This is a genomic window from Thauera aminoaromatica, assembly GCF_000021765.1.
In the GTDB taxonomy this organism is placed as follows: domain Bacteria; phylum Pseudomonadota; class Gammaproteobacteria; order Burkholderiales; family Rhodocyclaceae; genus Thauera; species Thauera aminoaromatica.
Genome location: NC_011662.2, coordinates 561,001 through 585,362, shown reverse-complemented (window position 1 = coordinate 585,362; position 24,362 = coordinate 561,001). Strand labels below are relative to the sequence as shown.

Sequence of the window (24,362 nt, the reverse complement as noted above, 5' to 3'; positions counted from 1 at the left end):
GTCGCAATCCCGGCCCCCAGCCTGCACGCCCCGATCTCCCCACCCCAAGGAGCCCCGCCCATGAACAAGACGATCAACCTCAACGCCGACCTCGGCGAATCCTTCGGCCCCTGGACCATGGGCGAGGACGAGGCCCTTCTGCAGGTGGTGCGCTCGGCCAACATCGCCTGCGGCTTCCACGCCGGCGACCCGGTGGTGATGCGCCACACCGTGCGCACGGCGCTCGCGGCGGGGGTGAGCCTCGGCGCCCACCCGGCCTACCCCGACCTGCAGGGCTTCGGTCGCCGGCCGATGAAGATGGCGCCGGCCGAGCTCGAGGCGATGATCATCTACCAGGTCGGCGCGCTCGCCGGCATGGCTGCGGCCGAAGGCGGCCGCATCACCCACGTCAAGCCGCACGGCGCACTCAACAACCAGGCCTGCGAGGATGCGGCGCTCGCCGACGCGGTCGCGCGCGCGGTCAAGGCCATCGACCCCGGGCTGATCCTGCTCGCCCCGGTGCTGTCGGAACTCCATGCGGCCGGCGCGCGCGCCGGGCTGAGGGTCGCCGGCGAGGTCTTCGCCGACCGCGCCTACACCGACAAGGGCACGCTGGTGCCGCGCGGCCAGCCCGGCGCGGTCATCCACGACCACGACGAGCTCGTCACCCACGTGCTGCGCATGCTGGAGGCCGGCGGCGTGGTCAGCCAGAGCGGCAAGGTGCTGCCGACTTCGATGGACAGCATCTGCGTGCACGGCGACACCCTGGGCGCAGTGGAGAGCGCGCGACATCTGCGCACGGAACTCGAAGCGCGCGGCTGGACCATCGCCCCCCTGCCACAGCTCTCCTGAGGCCGACCCGCCGGCGGATCAGGCAGGAGCGACGCAAGTCGCGATTTCGGCGCTTGATCTGCGCATGCGCCGGACACGCCGGGGGGAGGACTCCGGATGATTCGATCGCGACTTGCGTCGCTCCTACGACCACACCCTACGCCCCAGGCGCCCTGTAGGAACGACGCAAGTCGCGATCCTCGCCCCCGCGCAAACCCGGACGCTGCCGCCCCTTGGCGCCCAACGCTCACTCGACCTCCGCGATCCACTCGATCCGGCCCTGCCCCGCCTCCGCAAGGCGCGCGCGCAGGGCTGCGGCGGCATCCTCGGGCAGGCTGAAGCACAGCTCCACCGCCTGCCCGTGCGCCACCGCGAGCAGGCTCGCCCCGGCGGCGTCGAGCTCGCGCCGCAGCAGCCCCTCCATCGCATACGGCACCACGCAGCGCAGCGTCGCCAGGCGCACGATCGGCACCTTCTCGGCCTCGAGCAAGGCCTGCGCCACCGCGTCCATGTAGGCGCGCACCAGACCCCCGGCGCCCAGCTTCACGCCGCCGAAGTAGCGCACCACGGTGGCGAGCACGCCCTCCAGGTCCTGGTGGCGCAGCACGTCGAGCATCGGCCGCCCGGCGGTGCCGCTCGGCTCGCCGTCGTCCACCGCCGCCGACTGCCCGCCCGCAAGCAGCGCCCAGCACACATGGCGCGCCCCCGGATGCTGCGCCCACAACGCGGCCACGACCTTCTGCGCGCCGGCGCGGTCGCTCATCGGCTGCACGCAGCCGATGAAGCGGCTCTTCTTGATGATCAGTTCGCTGTGGACGGGAGCGGCGAGGGTCAGCGGCATGGGGGGGATTCTAGTCCGATTCGCGCGGCGGCACGGCGGCGGCCAGCCGGCATTGCCATGGCGTGCAGCCCCCGAAAATCGCGGATACTCCGAAAATTCGGGGACGCATCCCAATGCCCCCAATTCCCTTTTGTCATATTTCCAAATAGCATTCCAGCTCCCTCACCCAGGAGCTCGCAATGCCCGCCAGCGCCGCGCAGGACGATTACGACAGTCCGTGGAAGGAGGCCGTCGAGCACGCCTTCCCGGAGTTCATCGACTTCTACTTCCCCGATGCCGGCCGCCAGATCGACTGGGCGCGCGGCCACCGCTTCCTCGACAAGGAGCTGCAGCAGATCGTACGCGACGCCGCGCTCGGCCGGCGCCATGTCGACAAGCTCGCCAGCGTCACCACGCACGCCGGCGAGGAGGACTGGCTGTGTGTGCACATCGAGGTCCAGGGAAGCATGGACCCCGACTTCGCACGCCGGATGTTCGTCTATAACTACCGCATCTACGACAGCTACGACCGTCCGGTCGCCAGCCTGGCCGTGCTCGCCGATGACGACCCGGCCTGGCGCCCCGACCGCTTCGGCTACGAGCGCCTCGGCTGCCGGCACAATCTGCAATTTCCGGTCGCCAAGCTGGTCGACCACGCAGCGGACGAAGCCGCGCTGCTGTGCAACCCGAACCCCTTCGCACTCGTCACCGCCGCGCACCTCTACACCCGTCGCACCCGCCGCAGCCCGATCGCCCGCTTCGACGCCAAGCGCCGCCTGGTGCGACTACTCTATGAACGCGACTGGACGCGACAACGCATCCTTGACTTCTTTTCGGTGCTCGACTGGATGATGCGACTACCCAGGGAGTTCGAGCAGAGACTGTGGCAAGATATTGAAAATATTGAAGGAGAACGCAAAGTGAAGTACGTCACCAGCGTCGAACGACTCGCGATCGAGCGCGGGCTGCAGAAGGGCATGGAGCAAGGGCTCGAAATCGGTATCGAGAAGGGGATCGAGCAGGGAATCGAAAAGGGGATCGAGAAGGGTCGTGCCCAAGGCAGTGCAAGCGTCCTCCTGCGCCTGCTGAACCGGCGCTTCGGCCCGCTCTCCCCCGACATCATCCGGCGTCTCTCCCAGTCCACGCCCGAGCAGCTCGAGATCTGGGCCGAGCGCGTGCTCGAGGCGCGGACGATCGACGAGGTGTTCGCGGGGAACTGAAGCACGGGCTCACGCTGGACGGGGTGAGCGGCGTGCGCAAACCACCGCAACCCCGCCGGTCTCCGATGGGTGAAGCGATCCGGCCACTTCGCCCCGCAACCGTGAAAGCGGATGAACGCCATTACATTCTCGACATGAACCCCGAGGCCTTCGAGCTCCCGTCTTGCCAGCGCATCGTCGCCCGCCTGTTCGAGCCCATCGACTGAGGCCCACCATGGCCCGCACCCACCCCGAAGGCTGGCGCCTGCTCCCCGCGGAGGGCGCGCGCGGGCGCGAGCTCGCCACCCTCGCCCGCCTCGCCGCCGCGTTGCCCGAGGACACCACGATCTACCACAGCCTGCACTGGACGCGCGCCGAGGGTCGCACGGCGGTGTTCGGCGAGGTCGATTTCGCCGTGGTCGGCCCGGGCGGGCGGGTGCTGCTGGTCGAACAGCAGGCCGGCTTCCTCGACGAGACGCCTACCGGCCTGCTGCGCCCCGGCAGGCGCCGCGCGGCGCAGCTCAGCGTCGAGCTCGCGCGCAACGCCGACGCCCTGCGCGCCCGCCTGCGCCCGCTGCTCGACGGCACCGAGCCCGTGCTCGACGTGCTGCTGCACTGCCCCGACCACTGCGTGCGCCAGCCCGGCACCGCCGGACTCGACCCCGAGCGCATCGTCGACGCCGGCCGGCGCGACCAGCTCCCCGCGATCGTCGCCGCGCTGACGCGGCCGCAGGAGGGCGACCCGGCGCTCGACGCCGCGCACCGCCAGGCCCTCCACCGCTTCTTCGCCGACCTGCTCGAGCTGGTGCCGGACGTGCAGTCGCACATCGGCCAGGTCGAAGACCTCACCACCCGGCTGTCGGGCGGGCTCACCGAGTGGGCGCGCCGCATCGTGGTCGAGCCGCACCGCCTGCGCGTGACCGCCACCGCCGGCAGCGGCAAGACCCAGCTCGCGCTCGCCGCCTACACCGACGCGCTCGCCGCCGGCCGGCGCCCGCTCTACGTGTGCTACAACCGTCCGCTCGCCGACCACTTCGCGCGTATCGCGCCTGCCGGCGGCGAGATCGCCACCTACCACCAGCTCTGCGACCGCCGCGTGCGCGACGCCGGCCGCAAGCCGGCCTTCGGCGCGCCCGGCGCCTTCCGCCGCATGGAGGCGGACTTCGCCACCCTGGTGCGCGAGCAGCCCGATCCCGCCTGGCAGTTCGACGAGCTCATCATCGACGAGGGCCAGGACTTCACCGAGCCCTGGCGCGATGCCCTGCTCGCGCTGCTGAAGCCGGCGGGGCGCGCCTGGTGGCTGGAAGACCCGCTGCAGAACCTCTACGACCGTCCGCCGGTGGCGCTGCCCGGCTGGGTGGGGCTGAGCGCCGACACCAACTACCGCACCCCGGCCGACGTGCTCGCACTCCTCAACGCCCGCCTGCCACTGCCCGCCCCGGTGCGCGCCGGCAGCCCGGTGACCGACAGCGAACCGGAGATCTTCGCCTGGCGCGACGAAGCCGGGCTGATGGATGCCACCAAACGCGCGATCACGCGCGCCCTCGGCCTGGGCTTCCGCCGCGACGCGATCGTGCTGCTGACCTTCCGCGGCCGCGAGCATTCGCGCTTCACCCCGCTCGACCACCTCGGCCCCCACCGCCTGCGCGCCTTCACCGGCCGCTACGACCTGCTCGGCGAGCCGGAGCACTCGCAGGGCGAACTGCTGATCGATTCGGTGTATCGCTTCAAGGGCCAGTCGGCGCCCTGCATCCTGTTTACCGAGATCGACTTCGAGACGACGGGCGGGCGAATGGACGAGCTCACCATGCGCAAGCTTTTCGTCGGCGCCACGCGGGCGACGATGAAGTTGATCCTGGTGGCGTCGGAGCGTGCGGCGGCCGCGCTCGCGCCGGTCGCGGAAGCGGGCTGAGGCGCCGCCCCCCGAACGCGGCGGGTCTCCGGGAAACGTAGCGCTACCCAACCGCCGCCATCGCGACTCGCGTCGCTCCTGCGAAAAACACCACGTTCCTGGAGCCGCGCTGCAGGAACGACGCGAGTCGCGAGCGGCCGTCGGGCTGCGACGCAGGATGCCGCGCCGCTGCGTGCTCAGACCTTCAGGTCGACCTGGCTCAGCGTGCCGACCCCACCGTCCTCGCGCAGGTAGACGCCGCTCGCGCGCATCACACCCTGGGTGTCGTTCGCAGCGCCCTTCAGGCTGAACGGTGTCGCCACGCGGCCGAGGTGGAGGGCGCCGACGCCCGCCTCGCTCAGCGACCGCACGCTGCCCTTGCCCGCCGCATCCGGCCGCCACACGCGCAACTGCGACCAGGCGGCATCGGCCTCGTCGATCCAGCCGTTGGCATCGTCGTCGAGGCGGGCGAGTTCGGAAAAGCCGTCGCCGCTGGCGGGTCCGAAGAGCTCGCGGCCATCGTCGATGCGGCCATTGGCGTTACGGTCGAAGGCGAGGAAGCCGCTGCCGCTCACCAGCGGAAGCTTCTCCCTGGTGCCGTCGCTATCCAGATCGAAGTCGAAGCGCACCTCCGAGAGCGCCGCCGCGGGGCCGCCGAAGTCGAGCACCAGTGGATCCTTCAGGCGCTGGTCGCCGGCGCGCACACTGACCGCCACCGACTCGGTGTAGCTGCGCGACATCTCGAAGCCGAGCTCGAAACGGATCTCAGCACCGTCCGCGGTGCGCACCACGCCGGCGGCACCGAAGGCAATCGTCTCGGTCTCGCTGAAGCGGCTACTGAAGTCGTATTCGAGCCCGAAGCCGGCGCGCCGTGCGCCAGCCTGGCCGCTCGTACCCGGGTTTGCGCCGGTCTCATAGCCAGGCTCGGCGGCGTCGGCAGACTGCAGGTCGCGCATGCTGAAGCGCCGCACCGGCTCGCCGGTGAGGAACTCGATCATGCGGATCAGCATGGCGAGGCGCGGATCGTCTTCGACCGCCTCCTCGGCGACCGCGTCCACCGCCGCAGTCACGCTCTCGGCCGCCAGGGCGTTCTGGCCCGCGGCGGAGAGCGCCACCACCGGGGGCTGCGTGCTCTCCGCTGCGGAGCCGGAATCGCGCGTGCCTCGCCAGACTTCGAGGCGCTCACGGGTCTCCAGCGACTGGGCGAAACGGTGCGAGGACTGGAGCTCGACACTGGACGCGGTGACTTTCATGGCTAAGGCCTCGCAAAGGTGACTGACCGGTACACCTAACGACATCCCGTCACGTTCCTTGACCGCGATCGGTCGCCTCGAAGTCCATCTGCGGGGACCGAAGCCCGCGCCGCGCCGTCGACGGGCGAAGGTATTCGAGGTGCATCAGAAACTCGTTGAGCATTCATGAACACGTTCTATATTGAATATGCGCTCGATTGCAGCCCACGCACCGACATCCCTCGCATTCCTCGATGACATCCAGCTCGGGAGATCACGAATGTCCGCCCCAAGAGCCTATCGATTTCTGCTCGCCCTCGCCGCCGCGGCGACCGTCTCCAGCAGCCACGCAGCAGCCATCGCCTCGCAACCCTTCGACATCGGTGTCGACATGGTCCAGGTATTCAACGACCGGCTCGGCGCTGGCCGCTTCTTTGCCGGTGCGGGTACGGACCGCCTGCGCGTGAGCGCAAGGGTGACCCCCTCGCCGGATACGGACTTCTACGATCAGAGCTCGAACGGCGGCGAGACCGCGATCTTCGTCACGCACCCCTCCACTCCTGGGCTCGATACCCGCCTGCAGTTCGTCGGCCTCCAATCCGGCGGCGGCGGCGGCAAGAACGACTACACGACGACCTTCAATCTCGCCAATCCCTTCGTACAGGGGCAGCTCGCCGCCTGGGACGCGACCCCGTTCGCGTTGCGAATCGAGAACCCGTCCGCCCCCGGCGGCGAAACCACGAAGTGGGTCACAGCCCCGGACTACGACAGCAGCGTCAACCTGCCCTTCCTGCAAGATGTCGCGATCACCGGCGGCGGCCTCGCCCCCACCCTGTCGTGGACCGTCCCGGACACCACCGCGCCGATCACCAACATCCGTATCCAGCTTCGGCGCATCGACGCCGAGGAGCCCGGGCGCATCACCGCGGCGACGCTCGTGCACGAGGCCGTCCTGCCGCTGGGCAGCAACGGCTACACCCTGGATCAGGCCTTCAGCAACGGCGGGCTTCCCGGGCTGCCGAGCGGCCTGGAGCAGGGGAGCAAGTACGAAGTGGCGGTGATCCTCGAATCCGCCGAACCCGGCCTGATCAAGGGCCGCGCACGCACCTTCTTCGAGTTCACCCCGCTCACGGACGACGCCGGCGACAGGACGATCTACCTGCCGAGCGTGGACAGTGCGGGAAACTTCAACTTCGACATCGAGGTGAGGGCCGGCGAGACCATCCTGATCGATCCGGTGGTCGCGGTCGGCTATGACTATCAGATCGGCAGCGGGGATCCACTGTTCGCAAGCGTCACCCTGCCGAACGTCGGTGACGGAATCTTCGAACTCTGGCTTTACGACCTGAACCTCGCCGACTTCGTGTTCGAAACCTTTCTGGACGCAGGAGAGCGCTTCGACTTCACGGGCGGCGGCGTGGATCGGTTCCGCGTGCTCGGCATCGAGCCGTCGGCAGGACTGGATCCGACCGATGTGCAGGCTTTCGTGACCGAGATCGGTTTCACCGGGAATGGCCGGTTTACCGGTCGCATGACCCCGATCACCACCAATTTCACTCCCGTGCCGGAACCGTCCTCGCTCGCGCTGCTGGCCCTGGCGGTGCTGGCGCTCGGAGGACTGCGACGCAGTTGCCGCGCCGGAGGCTCGCTGCGCTAGCATGAGCGGATTCCCGCTTCGCCCGGAGTCCGCCATGAGCAACAAGCATCGCCACACCCTGGAAGCGATCTTCCGCGATCCGCCGGCCGGCAACCTGCACTGGCGCGAGGTCGAGTCGCTGCTGAGCCACCTCGGCGCCGAGGTCGAAAGCGGCCACGGCGCGCGCTTCCGCGTCGTGCTGAACCGGCGCGAGTTCTACCTGCACCACCCGCACCACGGCAGCGACTTCGGCAAGCAGGCGGTGAAGGACCTGCGCGAATTCCTCGCCAGCGCCGGCGTGTCGCCGTCGAGCTACCAGGACGGCACGGGCTGACGCAGCGCGCCCGACCGCATCGCGGTCGCGGGGCTTCGCCGCCGCGCCACGCGCCCGGAGGCGTGCGACGCAGGAATCCGGGCGCTCCAGCCGGCAGGCCGCGCGCGTCCTCGACGGGCGTCGCTCAGGCGAGCGAGCGCGCGAGCTCCGCGATCGCCTCGTCCTTGTGGCCGCCGTCCGCCTCCGCCCACTCGGGGTGGGCGCGGGCGCGGCCGATCGCCTCGGGCAATGCATCCTTGCGCCAGCGCACGCTCACCGGGTCGGCGATCATCGGCATGCCTGCGCGCCCGGCATCGAGCTCGATGGGCTTCACCGCGGCGTGGCCGCGCCCGTCCAGCGCGACCAGCAGGCTGCGCTGGCGCAGCGCGACGATGCGCAGGATGGCGTCGTCCACGGTGAGCTCGCGGTGGCCGCGCAGCTTGGCGGCGAGGCGCTCTCCGTAGTGACCGAAGGTCTGCCACAGGCCGCCAGCGATGGCGCCGAGGGCGGCGGCGGCGCCCAGCGTGAGGCCGCCGGTCATCAGGTCGATGCCGACGCCGGCTGCCGCGCCCGCGGCGGCGCCGGTGCCGAGGCGCACGCCCATCTGGCGCAGGGTCTCGGGGTTGAAGAGGTCGTCGTCCCAGCGCCCGTCGGCGAGCGGCAACTCGGCCATGCGCGCGTCGTCGGCGCGGAAGCGGTACAGGCGCAGCAGCGCGTCCACGCAGGCCTGCTCGCGACTGCGCACGTCCGCGCGCAGGCGCTCGACCGCGCGCTGCAGCGCAGCCTCGTCGTCCTCGGAATCGGCGAGGCGGTCACGGCGCGCGGCGAGCTCGACCAGCAGCTCGGCGACCAGGCGGCGGGCGGCTTCGCGACGCGCCGCGGCCTCGCGCGCACGCGCCTCGATCAGGGCCTGCAGGCGGCCGCGGTGGCTGTGGATCAGCGTCGCCAGGGTGTCGAAGAGTTCGCGCTCGCCGTCGAGCGGCGGCGCCACGGTGTCGAAGCTGACCACCGCGTGCAGACCGAGGCGGGCGAGCGCGCCGCGCCAGTCGTCCGCCCGCGCCACCGGATCGGCGATGAAGTTGAGTACCGGCAGCAGCGGTCGCGCGCACGCGGCGAGCAGCTCGAGTTCGTCACGGTGCTTGGGCAGCACCGGATCGCGCGCATCCACCACATAGAGCGCAGCGTCGCTCGCCAGCATCTGGCGCAGCACCTTGGCCTCCTGCTCGAAGCGGCCGGCGGCCTCGTCGCGGGCGAGGAAGCGCGCCACGCGCTCGGGGCCGTCGACACGCTCGCCGGGGTCGACCAGATCGTCGATGAACTCGAGCAGCGCGATCGCGTCCTCCATGCCCGGGGTGTCGAAGAGCTCCGCCGCCGGCACGCCGTCGGCCATCAGGCGCAGGCCCTCGACGTGGCGGGTGGTGCCGGCGGAATCGGAGACCTCGCCGAAGCCCACGTCGCGCGCGAGCGTGCGCAACAGCGAGGTCTTGCCGGTGTTGGTGTGGCCGACCACGGCCACGCGCAGGATGTCGTTCATCGGGCCTCGTCTCCCCGTTCCAGCCAGCCGCACGCGGCGCCCGCGTCCGCCAGCGCCGCCGCCTCGCCCAGGCCGATCCCGGCCAGGCCCTCGCGCCACTGGCGCAGCCGCCCGGCCTGCTCCGCCGCGGCATCGACGCCGGCCAGCCAGATGCGGGTCGCCTGCGCGTGATCGGCAAGTTCGGCGATGAGGCCGAGGCTGCCGCGATCCGGGGTCTGGCGGGCATCGACGGCGACCACCAGGCGCACCGGCGGGTGGGCGGCGAAGCGCGCGCGCACGCTGCGGCGCTGCTCGCGGCTGTCGAGTCGGCCGCCGTCCTGCCAGGCGAGCGCGACCGCAGCGTCGTGTGCGCCAGCGAGCGCATGCGGCCACGCCAGGTCGTCGCCGAGTTCGAGCGCCACGGCCACCGCTCCGCCGTCGCCATGGGCGACCGCGGCGTGGCGCTGCGGGTGGGGCATCGCCGCCGGCTCGGGGTCGCGCACGCCGATGCGTTCGCTGTCGGGCATCAGCAGCGGGCGCAGGCGGGCGTAGCCTGGGCGGCCGAGGTCGAGCGCAAGCGCACGCGTCGCGCGCCGCCACAGCCCGAAGCAGAGCAGCGCGAGCGCCAGCCGCGGCAGCACGCCGTAGATCGTCATCGCCCCCACCAGCCAGCCGGCCCAGGCGCGCCGGCCGGCCTCGTCCAGCATCGGGGCGTCGCCGCTCGCCAGTACCGTGGCGGCGTCGGGCACCGGAAAGCCGAGCATGCCGGGCAGCGCGCCAAGCGCCGCGCTCAGCGCGACGAAGGTGTCTGCGGGCAGGATGGTGGTCTCCCACACGAAGCCGTAGCGCCGCGTGGCGAGCAGCGCCAGCACGCCCAGGGTCGCACCCGACAGGGCACCGAACCACAGCGCGTGGTTGGCCGCGCCCACGCCCCACGCGGCACTACGGCCACTGCCGAGCAGGCCGCCGAGCGCGAGCGGCAGGTCGGCGGCTTCGCGGCTGCGGTCGAGCCAGCCGGTCACGGCCAGCCAGGCACGACCGAGCAGGCCGCCGTGCTGCAAGGCACCGCCTTGTGCGCGTCCCTGCAGCATCAGGCTGGCGAGCCACAGGAGCAGGCTCAGCAGATGCACGCCGAGCAGACCGCCGAGGGTCCACACCACATTCACCGGCCGCGTGCCGTCGCCGAGCGCACCCGCGGCGGCGCCGAAGCCGAACACGAAGGCGAGCACGCAGGCGAGCACCAGCAGCAGGCGCGCCCGCCCCTGCCAGCGCTGGATCGCCTCGCGCCAGCCGCCGGCGGCTTCGAGCACGGCCGCGCGGCGCAGCACGCGGGCCTCGAGATCGCCCGCGACCGCACGCGCCTCGGCGTGCGCGCGCGCCTCGTCGAGCGGCGGATGGCGTTCTTCATGGCGGCGGACGAGCTCGGCCAGCCAGCGCAGGGACAGGGAGTTCGGCGGAAATGACGTGGGCACGCGGGGTCCGGACGAAAGGTCGGCGAAGTCGGGAAGCGGAAGGATAACAACCTCGCCGGCGAAGCGCATGGACTCGACCGCCTGTGCACGGATCCGGCGCCGATCCGCCATGGCAAATGGGTTGAGCCGGGCGCGAATTGATCTCAATCAATAAACACCCAGCCAAAATCGTTAGCCTTGTGGCTTCCGCCCACCACCGGACGCGCCCATGAGTACCGACCTGTTCCATTGGACCGACGAGTTCAGCATCGGCCTGCAGGAGATCGACGAGCAGCACAAGGAGCTCGTCGAGCTGCTCAACCAGCTCCACGTCGCGATCAAGGAACACCACGGCTCGACCACCTCGCGCCAGATCCTCGACAAGCTCGCCGACTACACCCGCACCCACTTCGCGGTCGAGGAGAGCCTGATGCGGGTGTCGAATTACCCCGAATTCGCCACCCACAAGCAGAACCACGAGGACCTGATCGCCCAGGTGCAGGCCCTGCAGGACAAGCTCGACTCCGGCCAGGCGACCATCACCTTCGAACTCCTGCACTTCCTCAAGGTATGGCTCACGCGCCACATCAACGAGGCGGACAAGCGCTTCGGCGCGTATTTCGTCGAGGCCGGCGGAGCCAGCAAGTGGTCCGATCACGTCGAGCAGGCGATGAAGAAGCGCAAGTGGTGGTGGAAGTTCTGGTAAGAACGGCAGGCCAGGCCTCAGACTCCTCCACAGGCAACCCGACTCACCCTTCCGGAAACACGACGATGCAGCACACTTCCACGGTCCGACTCGCCCTCCTCGCCCTCGTCCTCGCCGGCAGCCTCGGCGCCACCGCCGCACACGCCGAAGCGCTCGCCTGCCCCACGCTGTCCACGGCGACCCAGGTCCAGCCCTGCCCGACCGAGGACGAACTCAAGTACACCTACACCGGCTACTGCAGCGACAACGCCCGCCTGTACGGCCGCGACGTGCTCACCTGCGCGAGCTTCGAGAACTACAAGGAAGTGAAGAACGTCGCACTGTGGGAGGCCGAGGGCGGCAAGTTCGACGGCTACCTGTCCTGCAACGTCGACGCGGCCTCGATCAAGGCCTCGAAGGCACAGAAGCTGAGCGTCGAGCGCGTCAAGACGCTCACCCGCGTGATCTGCGACTACGAGAACGACCACCGCCTCGTGCATCGCACCAAGTCGGAGTGCGTGGTGGAGGCCGCGGACTGCAGCGGCGCCGAGTGCAAGGCGCGCTGCGACTGAGTAAGCCGAGCCGGCCGCGGGACCGCGACGCAGGCGGCGGGGCCGGAGCTCGAACGCGGGCGGCGGCGGATTCGTCCCTTCAGTCCGTGCGGCGCGGCAGCTGCCCGGTGAAGCTGCCCAGGATGGAGATCACCTCGTCCTCGGCGAGCTCGCGCACGATGAACACCAGCCGGCTGCGGCGGTCGTCGTAGGGCGCCGAATCCGGCCAGGCCGGCAGGCTGCTCGCCGGATAGACGCTGTGCTGCACGCACTGCAGCACCCGCGGCAGCGGGTCGCCGGCGACGTTGAGCAGGCCCTTGATGCGCAGGATGCGTCCGCCGTAGACCTGCAGCAGCAAGGCGAGCCCGTCGGAGAAGCCGAACCAGTCGAGCGGCTCGTCGAAGACGAGCACGAAGGCGCTCACGCCGGGGGTGTGGCGCGAGTTCTCCTGCTCCGCGGCCGTGAGAGAGTGAACGCCGGCCCCGCTCCGGCCCGGCCTGCGCCACAGCGGCGCAACGGGTGCACGATGCGCGGCGCGCACCGCCTCCTCGCCCAGCCAGGCGGCCACGTCGGGGGTCTTGCCAGCGGGGTCGTACAGACCGCAGCCGAACACTGCCTCCGGCCCCACCTCCCCGCCCGCCACCTCGATCTGGCGCGCGCCGGGGTTGAGCGCGGCCACCAGCGCACCCACCTCGGCGCGCATCGCGTCGGCGGCCAGATCGCCCTTGGTCAGCAGCACCCGGTCGGCCATCGCGACCTGGCGCACCGCCTCGTTGTGGTGGGCGAGCTGTTCGCGCGCATGGGTGAGGTCGACCGCGGTCACCACGCCGTCGAGCCGGTAGCGCTCGGACAGGAAGGGCTCGGCCATCAGGGTGTGGATCACCGGCGCGGGGTCGGCGAGCCCGGTGGTCTCGATCAGCACCCGGCGCAGGCCCTTCAGCTCGCGCCGCAGCGCACGCATGAAGAGGCTCTTGAGCGCGCGCACCAGGTCGCCCTGCACGCTGCAGCAGATGCAGCCCGAGTCGAGCACGACCAGGCTCTCGTCCACCTTCTCCACCAGATGGTGGTCGACCCCGACGGCGCCGAACTCGTTGATCAGCACCGCGCTGCCCTCCATCTGCGGCTGGCGCAGCAGGTGGTTGAGCAGGGTGGTCTTGCCGGCACCGAGGAAGCCGGTGAGGAGGGTCACCGGAATGCGGCGGTCGACGTCGGCGGATTGCGCGGGAATGTTCATGGCGCCGCAGTGTAGCCGGCGCACCCGACGATCAGAAGCCTGCCGCGAGCACAAGGCGGCGTATCGCGACTCGCATCGCTCCTACGAAGGAACACCGCGCTTGCAGTGGCGTGTGTAGGAGCGACGCGAGTCGCGATACGGCGCTGCAGATGGCAACCGATGCCGCCGAGTACATGGGCGCTGCGTCGAGACTCTCGTCGCGCCTACGGGCGGCCGGATCGCGGTGGGTGGGAAGGGGCGGTCACTGCCAGCCGCCGCCGAGCGCCTTGTAGAGTTCGACGCGGTTGGTCGCCTCGATGAGGCGCACGCCGATCAGCTCCAGTTCGGCTGCGTAGAGGCTGCGCTGGGCGTCGAGCAGGCTCAGGTAGCTGTCGACGCCACCGCGGTAGCGGGCGTCGGACAGCTTGAAGCTGTTCTGCGTCGCCGCCACCTGCTTGCGCCGGGCGTCGATGCGCTCGGCGACGGTCGCGCGCTCGGCGAGGGCGTCGGCCACTTCCCTGAACGCCGACTGGATCGCCTTCTCGTACTGGGCGACGTTGATGTCGCGCTGGATCTCGGCGAGATCCAGGCTGGCCTGGAGGCGGCCGGCCTCGAAGATCGGCAGGCGCAACTGCGGCACGAAACTCCACGCCCCCGAGCCGCCGTCGAACAGGCCATCGAGCGTGCTGCTCGCGGTGCCGGCGCTGGCGGTCAGCGTGATGCGCGGGAAGAAGGCTGCACGCGCAGCGCCGATGCTGGCATTGGCCGCGAGCAGGGCACGTTCGGCCTGCACGATGTCGGGACGGCGCGTGAGCACCTCGGAGGGCACCCCGGCGGGGAGCTCCGCCACCGTCGCAACCGCCTGCTCGAGCCCGTCCGGCAACAGCGTGTCCGGGACACCGCCGCCGACCAGTTGCGCGAGCACGTTGCGGTCCTGCGCAACCACGGTCTCGAAACGTGCCGCATCGGCACGCGCGCTCTGCAGCAGGGTCTCGGCCTGATGCACGTCGAGCGCCGACACTGCCCCCAGCTCCAAGCTGCGCCGCACGAGATCGAACGACGCCTGGCGGGTCTGCCGGGTGTTGTGCGCCAGCGCCAGGCGTTCGCGGTCTGCAGCCAGGCGAAGCCAGGCATTGGCGACTTCGGCCACCAGGCTGATCTGCGCGCTGCGGCGAGCCTCCTCGGTCGCGAGGTAGTTCTGCAGCGCCTGCTCCTCGAGGCTGCGGACGCGGCCGAAGAAATCGAGCTCGTAGCTGGCGAAGCCGAGGTTGGCCGAGTACTGGCGGCTGACGTTGGAGTCACCCGTCATGCTCAGGTCGCCCGGCACGCGCTGCGCACTCTGCCCGCCGCTGACCGCGATCGACGGGAACAGGTCCGCCTGCTGGATGCCGTACTGCGCGCGCGCGCGCTCGATGTTGAGCGCGGCGACGCGCAGGTCGCGGTTGTTCTCGAGTGCGAGCGCGATCACCTCGCGCAGGCGCTGATCGGCGAAGTAGTCGCGCCAGGCGATGGTGTCGGCCAGGGGCGCCACCACCGGGGCCGCGGTCGGCGTCGCCTGCGGGAAGGTCGCCGGCACCGGCGCCGCGGGGCGCTCGAACACCGGGATCATCGAGCAGGCGCCTAGCGTGGCGGCGGCGAGCGCCACCACCAGGCTGCGCAGCGGCGTGGCTGCACGCCCGCGACGGGCGCTCGACACCGGCACCGAATCCGGCACGAGCAGGGCTTTTGCGTGGGTCTTCATCTCAACGTCCCTCCTGGGCGATCGGCGCCACGGCCTCACCCTTGGGCTTGTCCGGGAAAATGCGCTTGATCACGACGTAGAACAGCGGCACGAAGAAGAGGCCGAGCAGCGTCGCGCCGATGGTGCCGCCGAGCACGCCGGTGCCGATCGCGTTCTGGCTGCCGGCGCCGGCGCCGGTGGCGATCGCCAGCGGCAGCACGCCGAAGCCGAAGGCGAGCGAGGTCATGATGATCGGGCGCAGCCGCATGCGCACCGCGGTCAGCGTGGCGGAGATCAGATCCTTGCCCTCCTCCATCTGCGCCTTGGCGAACTCCACGATCAGGATCGCGTTCTTCGACGACAGGCCGATGGTGGCGAGCAGGCCGACCTGGAAATACACGTCGTTCGACAGCCCTCGCCCGCTGGCGGCGAGCAGCGCGCCGAGCACGCCGAGCGGCACCACCAGCATCACCGCGAAGGGCACCGACCAGCTCTCGTACAGCGCCGCCAGGCACAGGAACACCACCAGCAGCGAGAGCGCATACAGCGCAGGCGCCTGCGAGCCGGAACGGCGCTCCTCGTACGAGGTGCCCGACCAGTCGTAGCCGATACCCGGCGGCAGTTTGGCCATGATCTCCTCGACCGCCTGCATCGCCTCGCCGGAGGACAAGCCGGGCGCGGCCTGTCCGAGCAGCTCCATGGAGGGCTGGCCGTTGAAGCGCTCCAGGCGCGGCGAGCCGTAGGTCCAGTGCGCGGTGGCGAAGGCCGAGAACGGCACCATGTCGCCCGCCTTGTTGCGCACGTACCACTTGTCGAGGTCCTCGGGCGTCATGCGCGAGCCCGCGTCGCCCTGCAGGTACACCTTCTTGATGCGGCCGCGGTCGAGGAAGTCGTTGATGTAGCTGCCGCCCCAGGCGGTCGACAAGGTGTCGTTGATGTCGGCGACCGAGAGGCCGAGCGCGCCGGCCTTGGCGTGGTCGATGTCGAGCTTGAGTTCGGGCATGTCCTCCTGGCCGTTGGGCCGCACACCGACCAGGCGCTTGTCCTGCGCCGCCATGCCGAGGAACTGGTTGCGCGCGGCGAGCAGGGCGTCATGGCCGAGGCCGGAGCGGTCCTGCATCTGCACGGTGAAGCCGCCCGAGGTGCCGAGCTCGATCACCGCCGGCGGCACGAAGGCGAACACCATGGCCTCGCGGATCTGCGCGAACGCGCCCATGGCACGCCCGGCCACCGACTTGACGTCCTTGCCCGGCGCCTTGCGTTCGTCCCAGTGCTTCAGGTTCACGAAGCCGATGCCCATGTGCTGGCCGCTGCCGCCGAAGCTGAAGCCGGCGACGGTGAAGATCGCGCGCACGGTGTCCTTCTCGTTCTCGAGGAAGTGGTGCTCGACCTTCTCGAGCACCGCGAGGGTGCGCTCCTGGGTGGCGCCGGCGGGCAGCATGATCTGGTTGAACATCACGCCCTGGTCTTCCTCGGGCAGGAAGGAGGTCGGCATGCGCACGAAGAGCAGGCCGAGCACCGCGACGATGGCGAGGTAGATGGCGAGGAAGCGCACGCTGCGCCCGAGGATGCCGCCGACCGCCGACTCGTAGCCCTTGGTGCTGCGCTCGAACTTGACGTTGAACCAGTGGAAGAACCTGCCGAACAGGCCGCCTTCGCCATGCTCGTGACCCTTCTCCACCGGCTTCAGGATGCTCGCGCACAGGGCGGGGGTGAACACGATCGCCACCAGCACCGACAGCGCCATCGCCGACACGATGGTGATCGAGAACTGGCGGTAGATCACGCCGGTCGAGCCGCCGAAGAAGGCCATCGGCACGAACACCGCGGACAGCACCAGGCCGATGCCGACCAGCGCGCTGGTGATCTGGTCCATCGAGCGCTTGGTGGCCTCCTTGGGCGGCAGGCCTTCTTCGGTCATCACACGCTCGACGTTCTCGACCACCACGATGGCGTCGTCCACCAGCAGGCCGATCGCCAGCACCATGCCGAACATGGTCAGCGTGTTGATCGAGAAGCCGAAGGCCGCCATCAGGCCGAAGGTGCCGAGCAGCACCACCGGGATCGCCATGGTCGGGATCAGCGTGGCGCGGAAGTTCTGCAGGAACAGGTACATCACCAGGAAGACCAGCGCCACCGCCTCGATCAGCGTCATCACCACCGATTCGATGGAGATCTTCACGAAGGGCGTGGTGTCGTAGGGCACGACGTACTGCACGCCTTCGGGGAAATAGCGCTTCATCTCGTCGAGCCTGGCGCGCACCGCGGTCGCGGTGTCGAGCGCGTTGGCGCCCGAGGCGAGACGGATGCCGACACCCGCAGCGGGCTGGCCGTTGAAGCGGGCGACGGTGCCGTAGTTCTCGGCGCCGATCTCGATGCGCGCGACGTCCTTCAGGCGCACCTCGCCGCCCTGCTGGCTGCTGCGCAGCAGGATGTCCTCGAACTCGGCGACGGTCTGCAGCCGGCTCTGCGCGGTGATGGTGGCGGTGAAGCCCTGACCGGGCACCGCCGGCGCGCCGCCGAGCTGGCCCGCGGACACCTGGGTGTTCTGCGCCATCAACGCCGTGCGCACGTCACCCGGGGTGAGGCGGTAGTTGGTCAGCCTGGCCGGATCGATCCACACCCGCATGGCGTATTGCGCACCGAAGACCTGCACCTCGCCGACACCATCGACGCGCGACAGCGGATCCTGCACCGAGGACACGAGGAAGTCGGACAGGTCGGTGCCGTCCATGCTGCCGTCCGCGGACACGAAGCCGACCACCATCAGGAAGTTCATCGCCGACTTGGCGACCGTCACCCCCTGCTGCTGCACGGCCTGCGGCAGCAGCGGCAGCGCGGTCTGCATCTTGTTCTGCACCTGCACCTGGGCGATGTCGGGGTCGGTGTCGGCGGAGAAGGTCAGCGTGGTCGAGGCGTTGCCGTAGGCGTCGCTGGTCGACTTCATGTACAGCAGGCCGTCGAGGCCGGTGAGCTTCTGCTCGATGATCTGCGTCACCGAGTCTTCCACCGCCTTGGCGGAGGCACCGGGGTACTTGGCGTTGATGACGATCGCGGGCGGTGCGATCGACGGGTACTGGGACACCGGCAGCTGCCGGATGGACAGCGCGCCCCCCAGCATGATGACGATGGCGATGACCCACGCGAAGATGGGTCGGTCGATGAAGAAACGGGCCATGGTCGGCTACCTCAGCTGGCCGTGGCCGCGGGTGCGGCGGCGGGCTGGGCGCCGGCCTCCTGCGCCTGCACCGGCGCGCCCGGGCGGGCCTTCTGCAGGCCTTCGACGATGATGCGCTCGCCGGCTGCGAGGCCGCCGGTCACCACCCAGTCCGAGCCGAGCGATTGCGCCACCTTCACCGGGCGCGCCTCGACCTTGCTCTCGGCGTTCACCACCATCACCAGCGCGTTGCCGAGCGGGTCGCGGCTGAGCGCCTTGTGCGGCACCAGGATCGCGTCGCTGCGCGTACCCTGCGGCAGGCGGGCGCGCACGTACATGCCCGGCAGCAGCACGCCGTCCGCGTTGGAGAACTTCGCGCGCAGGGTGACGCTGCCGGTGCCTTCGTCCACCGTCACCTCCGACAAGGCCAGGCGGCCCTCGACGGCGTATTCGCTGCCATCCTCGAGGATCAGCTTCACCGGCACCTCGCCCTTGGCGCCCGTCTGCATGCGGCCGGCGGCGATCTCCGCGCGCATGCGCAGCATGTCGGCGCTGGACTGGGTGAGGTCGACGTAGATCGGGTCGAGCTGCTGCACGGTGGCGAGCGCCTGCGTCTGGTTGGCGGTGACCAGCGCGCCCGGCGTCACCGCCGAGCGTCCGATGCGCCCGGAGATCGGCGACTTGAGGCGGGTGTAGTCGAGGTCGATGCGCGCCTTGTCGAGCGCCGCCTTCGCCGCGGCGACCTCGGCCTGGGCCTGCTTCAGCGCGGCCTGGGTGTCGTCGTTGGCCTGCTTGCTGACAGCGTCGATCTTGACCAGCCCGGCGTGGCGTTCGGCCTTGATGCGCGCGACCTGGGCATTGGCCTCGGCACGGGCGAGCGCCGCCTTGGCGCTGTCGTGGGCAGCCTGGTAGGGGGCGTCGTCGATGCGGTAGAGCACCTGCCCGGCCTTGACCTCGCTGCCCTCGTCGAAGGCGCGCTGGGTGAGGATGCCGGTGACTTGCGGGCGCAGCTCGGCGATCAGATAGGGCGTGGTGCGGCCGGGCAGCTCGGTCACCATCGGCACGCTGCCGCTGGCGACCGTCATCACGGTCACCGCCGGCGCCTGCAGCGGCGCCCCGGCGCCCGGCGCGCCACCCTGTTGTTCCTTGCCTCCGCTGCAGGCGGCCAGGACCAGGGCGCTCAGCGCCACCGCAGCCGCGGACCTGAAAAGGGGTTGGGAGCTTGTCTTCATTGGAGCCTCGTGAACGCGAGAAACGACGACACCGGCGTGCGACTGTTGATCGCTGGCCGACATCCCGCTCATTAGAATGGTTATTCTAGATCGAACGCTCATTCTATGTTATGGTTTGCTGCATCGCAAGATTTTTAAGGACATCGTCCCGCCCCGGTGGTTCATCGCCGGCGGGAGCGAAGGCCTGACCGGAGCAGCATGCAGATCACGGACCCCACGCCCTACACTACCGAAGCCTCGCGCGCCACCGCCCGTCGCCAGCAGATCCTCGCCGCCGCCGCGCAGTGCTTCCGCGAGCGCGGCTTTCATGGCGCCAGCATCGCACGGATCTCGAAGATCGCGGGCATGAGCGCCGGCCATATCTACCACCTGAATCCGTGTTGTCTTCAGCGCGTACCCGCTCCGCGAGCCCCAGCGCATGATTTTTCTGCTGCCTGACTCCCAATCTCAGCTCACCGCAGCCCCGAGCACCGTCCTTTCACGGCCCGGAGGCCCGGCGAGCCGGGCTTACGGGGGGTGCGCTACGTCATTTTCCTGCTCCCACGCGGCCGTCGCCCTTTCGCCGCAGCGAAATGGCCTCGATTCGGAGAATTTGGCCGTCGGATTTGCATCACGGCGAAGCCACCGCGCACAGTCGCGCCTGCACCGTGGTGAACACCTTCACATGCGCGGCGACGCCGCGTCCGAAGTCCAGCACCAGGCGGCGGGCGTGTTCGACGAACTTCGCCGCACGGTACATCACCTCCTGCAGCACTGTCTTGATGCGTCGGCGCTTGGCCGGGTGACGGATCGGCGAGAGCTCGCCGGTCAGCCCGAGTTGGCCGATCAGGCGCAGGCAGTTGTAGGCGAACGCGGCCAGATGCATGACCGCGTCGTTGGTGTCGAACTTGCCCGAGGGCAGGCGCTCGAGGTCCAGGTCGGTCTTGATCTCGGAGTGGAACTGCTCGTGCGTGCCGTGGTGCTTGTAGAGCTCGATCACGTCAGCCATCGCCACTTCGAGGCTGGTCCACCAGCCTTCGATCTCGATCTCGGGGGTCAGCAGGTGCTGGCCCTTCTTGTCGATCGTGCGCTCGGTCACCCGCACCACCAGACGCAGCGTGCGCTTGGCCTTCTTCCAGGCACGGTCGATCTTCAGGTCCAGCAGCCCCACCCGCTTGCCCGCGCGCACTTCCTCGAAGACGCCGGCGGCCTCGGCCCGGTCCACCCAGGCGGTCTTGTCCTGACGGCGCGGATTCCACTTGGTGAGGTAGTCGAACGAACGCCCCAGCGCTGCCCAGCGATCGCGCTCGTCGGCCAGCGCGAACAGCAGCCGGGCGCTGTCGAAGCCGCTGTCGGCCCGCCACAGCAGCTTCGCATCGGCCGCACACACCCGGCGCAGGCGCGGGAACGCGCGCTCGAAGAAATACTCGGTCTCCAGCGCCGAGTGGTGCGACCCCGCGCGCAGCTCCAGGCCGAGGTTCCAGCCCTCGTTGCCCAGGTACAGCGCGATCGGCGTGTAGCCATCGACGCCCTGGTAAGTGCGGCTGACCGCCTCCTTCTTGGTGTCGGAGTTGTCCATCACGAAGGTGTCCAGATCGGCGCAGACGTAGCCCTTGTGCGCCGTGATCGGCGCCTCGGTGCGCTCGAGCAGGCGCAGGCTCAGCTCGTCGGTCAGCTCGCGCAGCTCGGCCGCGCGGGCATCGAGCCGTTGGCGCATCCACACGCTGCCGGGCACCTTGGCGAGCCCGAGCGCTTCCTTGAAGAAGCGGTCGCCGCGAAACGGCTCGATCGCCTCGAAGTCGCTTTTGCCCAGGCTCAGCAGCCCCACCACCGACTTGACCAGGTCCGAGCTCCGCATACCCTGCGACACCGGCAGCCTCGGGTCGATCACCGCCTCGACCTGTGCCGCCTGGCAGCACTGCCCGATCAACGCCAGGCCCGAGTAGGACGTCAGATTGAGCTTGGCGGATTGCTTGACTTCGAAGCGCGGCATGGTCGGTTGGGTGAAAGGCTCGGATGCGTAATTATACAATTACATCAATGCGTTAGGCTGGATTTCCGGCTAAGCGAACACGGATTCAGGTACCACTACTTCGAGAACAAGGAGGCGATCATCGCCGCGATCGTGGCGCAGGATCTTGAAACCCTGCTGACCCTGACCGCCGAGCTGCGCGCCGCCTGCAACGTACGCCATGCCTTGATCGAACGCGCCGCCGAAGGCGTGCTGGATCAGCTCGACCCCGACAGCGCAGCGCTGAAGGTGGAGATCGTCGCCGAGGCCGCGCGCAACTCACACGTGGCGCAGATCGTCCGCGAGGCCGACGCCACGTGTCGGCGCGAACTGATGGTCACCATCCGCGCCATCCGCAGCGCCGCCGGCCACGACGACACGCCGGAAGCAACTGCCGACATGGTCGAAGTGCTCGCAGCCCTGTTCGAAGGCCTGCTGCTGCGCACGATCCGCAACCCCGAGCTCGACCGCAAGCACGTGGCGCAGCGCATCCAGCTCGCCATCAACGATCTGCTCGACCAGCCGGGCTGAGCTTCCGGCACCAGGCATCCCCTCGGCTTGACGAACGCATGACCAAGTCCTAGACCAGTCATAGCGGCGCACTGCTCTCGCGCCGCGCAACGGCAAAGGACCACAACAACGTCCCGACGGAGACCCAAATGAACAGACTGCTCGCCTGCGCGGCGGCGGCACTGCTGCTGAGTGCCTGCGCATCCACCGAGAAAGAACTTGCCGACAAGGGCATCAAGCCGCTCGACGCGGCGAAGGTCCGCATCCTGCTGTCCGGCAACACTGCAACCGGCACCACCGCGTCCGGCAGCGGCTTCATGATCTACAACGCCCCCGACGGCACCACGCGCGGCAAGAGCGGCAACAGCAGCGACACCGGCAAGTGGGACGTCACCGCCGACGGCCAGCACTGCAACCATTGGACCTCCTGGCGCGGCGGCGAGCGGCGCTGCGCGCGGCTGTACGAGGCGGACGGCGAAATCCGCTATTTCGACGGCGGCAACTACGCTGGCCGCTTCAAGATCGAGCAGGGCAATCCCTACAAGCTCTGAGAATCAATGGGGTCGGACTCGATGATCGTCCCGGTCGGCGACCGATCGAGTCCAACCCCACTGAATCCGGGCCTTACAGGTAGCCGAGCTTCCCCGGCAGCCACAGCGCGAGCTGCGGGAACACGATCATCAGCGTCAGCCCGGCACCCATCGCCAGCACCAGCCAGATCACCCACTTGAAGGTCTCCTCCATGCCGATCCCGGCGATGCGCGAGGTGATCATCAGGGAGATCGCCATCGGCGGGGTGAACTGGCCGATGGCGAGGTTGATCGTCATCATCACCCCGAACCACACCAGGTCCCAGCCCATCGCCACCGCGATCGGCACCAGCAGCGGCAGCAGGATCAGGAAGATCGAGATCGCGTCGAGGAACATCCCCGCCGCGAGCAGCAGCAGGTTGATCGACAGCAGCATCAGCCATTCACTGGAGTGCAGGCCGACCAGCGCCTTCGCCGCGGCGTCGAAGATGCCCAGCGTGTTGCCCGCCCAGGCGAATACCGAGGCGATGCCGATGATCATCAGCACCACCGCCGACAGCTCGCCGGCCTCGACCAGCACGCGGAACAGGCCTCTGAAGCTGATGCTGCGATACACCACCATGCCGACGAAGATGCCGTAGGCCACCGCCACCACCGCCGCCTCAGTGGGCGTGAAGATGCCGGTGCGCAGGCCGCCGAGGATGATCACCGGCGCCAGCAGGCCCCAGATCGCCTCGATGAAGCTCTTGCCGAGCGGCGGGCGCGCGGCCTTGTAGTCGCGGCCGAAGCCGTACTTGCGGCTGATCACGATCGCCGGCACGAGCAGGCACAGTGCGGCGACGATGCCAGGGAACAGGCCGGCGGCGAACAGCGCCGGCACGGTCGCCGCCGGCACCATCACGCTGTAGACGATGAAGGCCACCGAGGGCGGGATCACGATCGCGGTCGAACCCGAGGCGGCGATCAGGCCGGCCGAGAAGCCCTTCGGATAGCCGCGCGCGATCATCGACGGCAGCATCACCGCCGCCACGGCGGCCGCATCGGCCGGGCCCGAACCGGAGATGCCGCCGAGCAGCATCGACACCAGCACCGCCACCACCGCCAGCGAGCCCGTCCATTCGCCCACGATCGCGGTGACGAAGCGCACCAGGCGGATGGCCACGCCGGAGCGCTCGAAGATCATGCCGGCGAGGATGAACATCGGGATCGCCAGCAGCGGGTACTTGGCGATGCCGGCGTAGATGTTGGTCGGCACCGCGAGCTGGTCGAAGCCGGCCATCGCGAGCACGGCGATGCTGGCCACGCCCAGGCCGGTGGCAAGCGGCATGCCCGCGAGCAGGGCGAGCAGGAAAAGGCCGATGAGCACGCTGCCGATCATGCCCGCCCCCGCACCCGGGTCAGCACCAGGCGCAGCACCAGCGCCGCCGCCAGCACCGGCATCCACACCGTGTACCACCACTGCGGCACGCCCAGCGCGGGCGAGGTTTCTTCAAACCGGTACTGGTCCCAGGTGAGCTTGCCGGCGTAGAAGGCGATGAAGGCGAACAGGCTGGCGGTGACCGCGAACGACAGCCAGTCGGCGAACGCGCGCAAGCCCGGTGGCAGCTTGCGGACGAAGAAATCGACGCGGATGTGGCGATCGAAGGCGAAGGCGGCCGAGGAACCCAGGAAGGACAGCACGATCAGCAGCGCGATCGAGAACTCCTCGGTCGCGGCGAAGGACTGCGAGGTGAAGTAGCGCGCCAGCACGTTGCCGAAGGTGATCAGCACGATCAGCCCCATGACGGTGCCGGAGAGGATCTGCTCGATCGTGTAGGAGGCGGGGGATTCGGCGTCGTGCGGGGGTGATTCGATATTCATGGGTTCAGGGTGCCTTCAATGGAAAAAGGCCGGACAGCCCGACTTCGGT

At 69.6% G+C, this 24,362-nt stretch carries 20 protein-coding genes and 1 pseudogene; 10 read left to right on the top strand and 11 right to left on the bottom strand.

Annotated elements, in window-relative coordinates:
* Positions 1-60 precede the first annotated feature (60 nt).
* On the top strand, positions 61-831 hold the full coding sequence (locus tag TMZ1T_RS02510) for a LamB/YcsF family protein (RefSeq protein ID WP_012584488.1): 771 nt from the start codon (positions 61-63) through the stop codon (positions 829-831).
* 226 nt (positions 832-1,057) lie between these two features.
* On the opposite strand, the gene TMZ1T_RS02505 is transcribed toward TMZ1T_RS02510, so the two are convergent.
* Positions 1,058-1,651: an IMPACT family protein gene (locus TMZ1T_RS02505; RefSeq protein ID WP_012584487.1), complete on the bottom strand. Its 594-nt coding sequence runs from the start codon at positions 1,649-1,651 to the stop codon at positions 1,058-1,060.
* A gap of 179 nt (positions 1,652-1,830) precedes the next feature.
* On the opposite strand from TMZ1T_RS02505, the gene TMZ1T_RS02500 reads away from it, so the two are divergent.
* Together TMZ1T_RS02500 and TMZ1T_RS02495 are read left to right on the top strand one after the other, a co-directional pair.
* Complete coding sequence (locus TMZ1T_RS02500; RefSeq protein WP_012584486.1) at positions 1,831-2,850, top strand: DUF4351 domain-containing protein; 1,020 nt, start codon at positions 1,831-1,833, stop codon at positions 2,848-2,850.
* A 214-nt stretch (positions 2,851-3,064) separates the two neighbouring features.
* Positions 3,065-4,741 (top strand): ATP-binding domain-containing protein, encoded by a 1,677-nt coding sequence (locus tag TMZ1T_RS02495; RefSeq protein ID WP_012584484.1) that lies wholly within the window; start codon positions 3,065-3,067, stop codon positions 4,739-4,741.
* 176 nt (positions 4,742-4,917) lie between these two features.
* Here TMZ1T_RS02495 and TMZ1T_RS02490 read toward each other — a convergent pair whose 3' ends face one another.
* On the bottom strand, positions 4,918-5,973 hold the full coding sequence (locus TMZ1T_RS02490; RefSeq protein WP_012584483.1) for a hypothetical protein: 1,056 nt from the start codon (positions 5,971-5,973) through the stop codon (positions 4,918-4,920).
* Between the two features lie 187 nt (positions 5,974-6,160).
* On the opposite strand from TMZ1T_RS02490, the gene TMZ1T_RS02485 reads away from it, so the two are divergent.
* The gene (locus TMZ1T_RS02485) at positions 6,161-7,609 is read left to right on the top strand and encodes a PEP-CTERM sorting domain-containing protein (RefSeq protein WP_261789166.1); all 1,449 of its coding nucleotides are present in this window, start codon (positions 6,161-6,163) and stop codon (positions 7,607-7,609) included.
* 34 nt (positions 7,610-7,643) lie between these two features.
* Entirely contained in the window at positions 7,644-7,922 is a 279-nt protein-coding gene (locus TMZ1T_RS02480) for a type II toxin-antitoxin system HicA family toxin (protein ID WP_004325032.1), read from the top strand.
* A 124-nt stretch (positions 7,923-8,046) separates the two neighbouring features.
* Here the strand turns inward: TMZ1T_RS02480 and TMZ1T_RS02475 are convergent, their stop codons facing one another.
* Both TMZ1T_RS02475 and TMZ1T_RS02470 read right to left on the bottom strand, forming a co-directional pair.
* Positions 8,047-9,435: a GTPase/DUF3482 domain-containing protein gene (locus TMZ1T_RS02475; RefSeq protein ID WP_012584481.1), complete on the bottom strand. Its 1,389-nt coding sequence runs from the start codon at positions 9,433-9,435 to the stop codon at positions 8,047-8,049.
* Complete coding sequence (locus TMZ1T_RS02470; protein WP_261789165.1) at positions 9,432-10,886, bottom strand: DUF2868 domain-containing protein; 1,455 nt, start codon at positions 10,884-10,886, stop codon at positions 9,432-9,434. Before TMZ1T_RS02470 ends, TMZ1T_RS02475 begins: the two co-directional genes overlap by 4 nt.
* Positions 10,887-11,094: 208 nt before the next feature.
* On the opposite strand from TMZ1T_RS02470, the gene TMZ1T_RS02465 reads away from it, so the two are divergent.
* Complete coding sequence (locus TMZ1T_RS02465) at positions 11,095-11,571, top strand: bacteriohemerythrin (RefSeq protein WP_004265753.1); 477 nt, start codon at positions 11,095-11,097, stop codon at positions 11,569-11,571.
* A gap of 65 nt (positions 11,572-11,636) precedes the next feature.
* Positions 11,637-12,122: a hypothetical protein gene (locus TMZ1T_RS02460; protein WP_004265751.1), complete on the top strand. Its 486-nt coding sequence runs from the start codon at positions 11,637-11,639 to the stop codon at positions 12,120-12,122.
* A 79-nt stretch (positions 12,123-12,201) separates the two neighbouring features.
* Here the strand turns inward: TMZ1T_RS02460 and TMZ1T_RS02455 are convergent, their stop codons facing one another.
* The 4 genes from TMZ1T_RS02455 to TMZ1T_RS02440 all read right to left on the bottom strand — a co-directional run bounded on the left by TMZ1T_RS02455 (position 12,202) and on the right by TMZ1T_RS02440 (position 19,423).
* Entirely contained in the window at positions 12,202-13,335 is a 1,134-nt protein-coding gene (locus TMZ1T_RS02455; RefSeq protein WP_012584479.1) for a CobW family GTP-binding protein, read from the bottom strand.
* Positions 13,336-13,576: 241 nt separating this feature from the next.
* Positions 13,577-15,055: an AdeC/AdeK/OprM family multidrug efflux complex outer membrane factor gene (adeC, locus tag TMZ1T_RS02450; protein ID WP_012584478.1), complete on the bottom strand. Its 1,479-nt coding sequence runs from the start codon at positions 15,053-15,055 to the stop codon at positions 13,577-13,579.
* A gap of 1 nt (position 15,056) precedes the next feature.
* A complete protein-coding gene (locus TMZ1T_RS02445) occupies positions 15,057-18,212 on the bottom strand; it encodes an efflux RND transporter permease subunit (protein WP_012584477.1) in 3,156 nt (1,051 codons plus the stop codon).
* A gap of 11 nt (positions 18,213-18,223) precedes the next feature.
* Entirely contained in the window at positions 18,224-19,423 is a 1,200-nt protein-coding gene (locus TMZ1T_RS02440) for an efflux RND transporter periplasmic adaptor subunit (RefSeq protein WP_012584476.1), read from the bottom strand.
* Between the two features lie 198 nt (positions 19,424-19,621).
* On the opposite strand from TMZ1T_RS02440, the pseudogene TMZ1T_RS02435 reads away from it, so the two are divergent.
* Positions 19,622-19,792: pseudogene (locus TMZ1T_RS02435) on the top strand (TetR/AcrR family transcriptional regulator); the annotation flags it as partial.
* 241 nt (positions 19,793-20,033) lie between these two features.
* Here the strand turns inward: TMZ1T_RS02435 and TMZ1T_RS02430 are convergent.
* Positions 20,034-21,395: an IS1380 family transposase gene (locus TMZ1T_RS02430; RefSeq protein ID WP_004357889.1), complete on the bottom strand. Its 1,362-nt coding sequence runs from the start codon at positions 21,393-21,395 to the stop codon at positions 20,034-20,036.
* Between the two features lie 30 nt (positions 21,396-21,425).
* Between TMZ1T_RS02430 and TMZ1T_RS02425 the strand changes: the two genes are divergently transcribed.
* Together TMZ1T_RS02425 and TMZ1T_RS02420 are read left to right on the top strand one after the other, a co-directional pair.
* Positions 21,426-21,944 (top strand): TetR family transcriptional regulator C-terminal domain-containing protein, encoded by a 519-nt coding sequence (locus tag TMZ1T_RS02425; protein WP_261789192.1) that lies wholly within the window; start codon positions 21,426-21,428, stop codon positions 21,942-21,944.
* Positions 21,945-22,072: 128 nt separating this feature from the next.
* Positions 22,073-22,474, top strand: a complete 402-nt coding sequence (locus TMZ1T_RS02420) for a DUF995 domain-containing protein (RefSeq protein ID WP_012584475.1) — start codon at positions 22,073-22,075, stop codon at positions 22,472-22,474.
* A 73-nt stretch (positions 22,475-22,547) separates the two neighbouring features.
* Here the strand turns inward: TMZ1T_RS02420 and TMZ1T_RS02415 are convergent, their stop codons facing one another.
* Both TMZ1T_RS02415 and TMZ1T_RS02410 read right to left on the bottom strand, forming a co-directional pair.
* Positions 22,548-23,831 (bottom strand): TRAP transporter large permease, encoded by a 1,284-nt coding sequence (locus tag TMZ1T_RS02415; protein ID WP_004265733.1) that lies wholly within the window; start codon positions 23,829-23,831, stop codon positions 22,548-22,550.
* Positions 23,828-24,313, bottom strand: a complete 486-nt coding sequence (locus TMZ1T_RS02410; protein ID WP_004265732.1) for a TRAP transporter small permease — start codon at positions 24,311-24,313, stop codon at positions 23,828-23,830. The genes TMZ1T_RS02415 and TMZ1T_RS02410 overlap by 4 nt, the downstream gene beginning before the upstream one ends.
* Between the last annotated feature and the right edge of the window lie 49 nt (positions 24,314-24,362).